The sequence below is a fragment of the Microcystis sp. M_QC_C_20170808_M3Col genome (assembly GCF_007095505.1).
Taxonomy (GTDB): Bacteria; Cyanobacteriota; Cyanobacteriia; order Cyanobacteriales; family Microcystaceae; genus Microcystis.
Genome location: NZ_SFBY01000112.1, coordinates 1 through 4951, shown reverse-complemented (window position 1 = coordinate 4951; position 4951 = coordinate 1). Strand labels below are relative to the sequence as shown.

Genomic DNA, 4951 nt, shown 5'->3' with positions numbered 1-4951 from the left:
ACTTGGGAGAAGCTCTCCTGGACTTTGAAAATGAGGCAGATTTGCTCCACTGGCTGTCCCAAAACCATGACTGAACCAAGTACATCTTTCGACAGTCCCTGGAAAGATATTGTCGAAACCTACTTACCCGAATTTTTCGGACTCTTCGTTACTCTTTATGATAAATTAACAGACAAAATGCCAAGACAACCTACTTTTCACCAAAAAATTCCGAAAGTTTCTAAAGCCATAGCCTCTTCGTTATTGCTGAATAATCCCGCAGTTTTATATTTTCTTTAGAGATGGGCTGTCCTAAAACCTGCTCAGAGCGGCCAAAAGTCAGAAAATAGAAATAAAGGTGCGATTGGAGAACTTGAGCAGCGATCGCACACGTCAGCCGCCATTGGAGAAAGATAAAGTTATGGCAGATAACTACAGAAGTCGCATTGTTACCCAAGGTACCCAACGCAGTCCCAATCGGGCCATGTTAAGAGCGGTAGGTTTTGGGGATGAGGACTTTAGCAAACCAATCATCGGCATCGCTAACGGATTTAGCACCATTACCCCCTGTAACATGGGAATTAATGATTTAGCAATGCGCGCCGAAGCAGCCACCAGATTAGCGGGGGGAATGCCGCAACTTTTCGGGACTATCACCATTAGTGACGGAATTTCCATGGGAACAGAAGGGATGAAATATTCTCTCGTTTCTAGGGAAGTAATCGCCGATTCCATTGAAACGGTCTGTAATGGTCAAAGTCTCGATGGAGTCCTCGCTATCGGGGGTTGTGACAAAAATATGCCAGGAGCAATGATTGCCATGGCCCGGATGAACATTCCCGCTATTTTCGTCTATGGTGGCACGATTAAACCGGGGCGCTACAAAGATTGCGATTTAACCGTAGTCAGTTCCTTTGAAGCCGTGGGACAGTACAGCGCCGGTAAAATCAGTGAAGAAGACCTCATCGGAATCGAACGCAACGCTTGCCCCGGCGCCGGTTCCTGTGGTGGAATGTTTACTGCTAATACCATGTCTTCCATTTTTGAAGCCATGGGGATGAGTTTACCCTACTCCTCGACCATGGCCGCCGAAGATGCGGAAAAAGCCGATAGTACTGAAGAATCGGCCAAGGTTTTGGTCGAGGCGATTAGAAAACAGATTCTACCTAGCCAAATTTTGACCCGTAAAGCCTTTGAAAACGCTATTTCGGTAATTATGGCGGTGGGAGGTTCCACTAACGCCGTGCTGCACCTTTTAGCCATTTCCCGCACCATCGGGGTAGAATTATCGATCGATGATTTTGAAACTATCCGGCAGCGTGTACCGGTTATCTGCGATCTTAAACCCTCCGGGCGTTACGTTACCGTGGATCTACATAAAGCCGGCGGTATTCCCCAAGTGATGAAAATTCTGCTGGTTAATGGTTTACTGCACGGGGATGCTCTCACCATTAGCGGTCAGACTATCGCCGAGATTTTAGCCGATATTCCCGACCAACCGCCGTCAGGCCAAGACGTTATCCGTCCTTTTAGCAATCCTGTCTATAAAGAGGGTCATTTAGCCATTTTAAAAGGAAATCTGGCCACAGAGGGGTCCGTGGCCAAAATTAGCGGCGTGAAAACTCCGGTAATCACCGGGCCCGCGCGGGTGTTTGAGTCGGAAGAAACCTGTTTAGAGGCAATTTTAGCCGGAAAAATTAAAGCCGGGGATGTGGTGGTTGTCCGTTACGAGGGACCAGTAGGCGGACCGGGTATGCGGGAAATGTTGGCCCCCACTTCGGCAATTATCGGCGCCGGTTTAGGGGATTCCGTGGGATTAATTACCGATGGTCGTTTTTCCGGGGGAACCTACGGTCTGGTGGTCGGTCACGTCGCTCCAGAAGCGGCAGTAGGTGGTACAATTGCTCTAGTAGAGGAAGGGGATCAAATTACTATTGATGCTCGTCAGCGTCTCTTGAGTTTAAATGTATCTGAGGAAGAATTAGTCCGTCGTCGTAACCATTGGCAACCGCACCCCCCACGCTATAAAACGGGAATTCTCGGCAAATTCGCTAAGTTAGTCTCCTCTAGCAGTCTCGGCGCTTTAACGGATCTGAATCTGTTCTAAAAGTATAAATAGGAATGGCGGTCAATTGCGATCGCCAGTTCCCCCACTGCCCACCGAACAATCCCACTGATAACTGATAACTGATAAGACTGACGGATGCAATTGTTAGAGATTGATGACTATGACCTATCTATTTACTGTCTATCGAGCGCTCGAATGCCGTCCGGATACCTATAGGGACTGGTATGACCAAGGCAATATTTTAAGAGAAAGAATGGACTATTTTGGAGCCTTAATCAGCTACGAAAAAGCCTTAGAATATTATCCAGATGATTATTGGGCATGGTACAAAAGGGGTATGATACTAGAAGACTTGGGAATGTATGAAGAAGCCGCTCAAAGTTATGCTAACGCCGCACAGGTAAAGGATGATAACTATTGGGCTTGGTACGATCAAGGTTGTGTTTATCTACAAGAATTAAAGGACTACGAAAAAGCGATCGCTTGCTTTCAACGGGCCTTAAGTCATAGTCCGGGGGACTATTGGGCAGCCTACCGGCAAGGAGAGGCCTATCGATTGCTCAAAAATTACGAACGCGCTATCACTTCCTATGATCTGGCCCTAGGGGCGCGACCCCGGGATTATTGGGCCTGGTATCGTCGCGGCGACGCTTTCCGGGATTGGGGCAATCCCCAAGAGGCTTTATTTAATTATCGTACCGCCCTCGATATCCGACCGCAAGATTACTGGTCCTGGTATCAACAGGGTGTGATCCTACAGGAATTACAGCGTTTAACAGAAGCGATCGCATGTTATGAAGAATCGTTAAAAATCGATCGAGATGATCGCTATGCGTGGTATAATTCCGCCTGCTGTTATGCCGCCCTCGGTCAACAACAAAAAGCGATCGACTGTTTACGGGAAGCTCTAGACATAGAACCGGATATTTGCGGCGAATTAGCGCGTAATAACTTTGTTTTCGATGGTTTAAGGCAAAATGAAACCTTTAATGACCTCTTGAGTTGCTATTCCCCCAGCTAAAATCCTTTTGACTCGATCGCCTCGATTCAGTACCTAGGGTTTGCTGAAAAGGTTTTTTGTGGGGTGTGGGGTTTTAGGCATTTTCAGGGAAAAAGTGCCTAAAATTTCCCCCCGATTGCTCCAATATCTGGCACTTTTTTGACGGCAAAAAAGCCTAAAGATATTAGCCAACAAGGTTTTAAGATTTATTTAGCCAGTCTGGATTAGCTACAATTGCAATGAGAGACAAATTATTGAGAATCTTATGCGAGAACTAGACAGAGACAAAACCATCGAACAACTGAACGAAATCATGGAATTTGAACTAGCGGGAGTTGTCCGTTACACCCACTATTCCCTGATGGTGACAGGGCCCCATCGCATCCCCATCGTCCAATTTTTCCAGACTCAGGCCACGGAGTCCCTCACCCACGCGCAACAAGTTGGGGAAATTCTCACCGGTTTAGAAGGTCATCCTAGCTTAAAAATTGCCCCCATCGAGGAAAGCTATGAACATAATATCAAAGCAATCTTGAGTGAGAGCCTCAATCATGAGAAAAAATCCCTTGATTTGTACAAAGCACTCCTAGAAACCGTCGAAGATGCCAGTATTTACCTAGAAGAATTCGCTCGCGGTATGATCGGACAAGAAGAATTACACAATCTGGAAATTCGCAAGATGCTGCGGGATTTTGCTTAAGCTAGGATCAAAGTTAGAGTTTATCGACTAGCTTATGAATCTCAGTTCCGCTTTACCCACTTTTATTATCACTCTCCGGGAAGGTTTCGAGGCCGCTTTAGTGGTGGGAATTGTCCTCGCTTGTTTACAAAAATCGGATCGATCGCAACTTAACTCATGGGTGTATCGTGGTATTGGTGCCGGAGTAGTCGCTAGTGTTTTGGTCGGTATTTTGCTAGGGGGAATCCTTTTTCAAGTGGATGCCTCTCCTAGTCCATTCGTACCAATGCTCAAGGAATTACTGGCCGCCACTTTTGGACTGATTGCCGTTTTGATGTTGAGTTGGATGTTAATTTGGATGACTCAACAGGCCAAATATTTGAAATCTGAGGTAGAAAATGCGGTAAAAGCGGGTTTAAAATCGGAAAATGGGGCAGGAAAAGCGATTTTTCTGCTCGTTTTTATCGCTGTCTTGCGGGAGGGATTTGAAACAGTTCTCTTTATCCTGGCCCAATTCCAAAAAGATTGGCAGCTACAAACCTTCGGTGCGATAGCAGGGTTAAGTGTCGCGACTTTGTTGGGAATTCTCCTATTTGCAGGGGGAGTAAAAATTAATATCCGTCTCTTTTTCCAAATTATGGGGACTTTCCTACTCTTAATCGTTGCGGGATTACTCATCGGTGTTTTGAAACATATCGACGCAGGAATCAGTCTTTTAAGTGAAATTGACCCTTTTTATCGCCATTTCTGTCCTTCTCTCCCCTCCTCCTGTCTTCTCGGTTTTCAAGTTTGGGACGGTTCCCAAATTTTGAGTGATCGCACTTTCCCCGGACTCCTCCTCAAATCCCTGTTTGGTTATCGTCAAAACCTCTATATTAGTCAAATTGTTGCTTATATCCTCTTTTTACTGCTTATCGGTGGCCTCTATTTCCAAAGCTTACGACAACGTCCTCAAACAGTGATCAGTAAACAGTAATCAGTAATCAGTAATCAGTGATCAGTAAACAGTGAAAAGATGGCAAGAAACTGCTATTTAGGGTTTGCTGAATAAAGCTAAAAACCTTGTTGGGTAATACTTTTAGACCTTTTGGAACTTAAAAATTACTGGATATGGCAGTGATCGGGGGGAAATTTAGGCACTTTTTCCCTGAAAATTAGGTAATTGGCCACCTCAAAACTGGTAAAACCCCACACCCCACACCCCACACCCCACACCCTACCCCCA

The 4951-nt window shown here is 45.8% G+C and carries 5 protein-coding genes; all 5 read left to right on the top strand.

Features of this window, described 5'->3' with window-relative positions:
* Positions 1-279 (top strand): hypothetical protein (locus EWV84_RS05500; RefSeq protein ID WP_502705759.1); only part of this gene is annotated, 279 nt, incomplete at its 5' end.
* Between the two features lie 121 nt (positions 280-400).
* Positions 401-2086 (top strand): dihydroxy-acid dehydratase, encoded by a 1686-nt coding sequence (ilvD, locus tag EWV84_RS05495; protein WP_287076976.1) that lies wholly within the window; start codon positions 401-403, stop codon positions 2084-2086.
* 121 nt (positions 2087-2207) lie between these two features.
* Complete coding sequence (locus EWV84_RS05490; RefSeq protein WP_286826133.1) at positions 2208-3068, top strand: tetratricopeptide repeat protein; 861 nt, start codon at positions 2208-2210, stop codon at positions 3066-3068.
* Positions 3069-3312: 244 nt separating this feature from the next.
* Positions 3313-3747: a ferritin-like domain-containing protein gene (locus EWV84_RS05485; RefSeq protein WP_002731529.1), complete on the top strand. Its 435-nt coding sequence runs from the start codon at positions 3313-3315 to the stop codon at positions 3745-3747.
* A gap of 34 nt (positions 3748-3781) precedes the next feature.
* Complete coding sequence (locus EWV84_RS05480) at positions 3782-4702, top strand: FTR1 family iron permease (RefSeq protein ID WP_287076973.1); 921 nt, start codon at positions 3782-3784, stop codon at positions 4700-4702.
* Positions 4703-4951 lie beyond the last annotated feature (249 nt).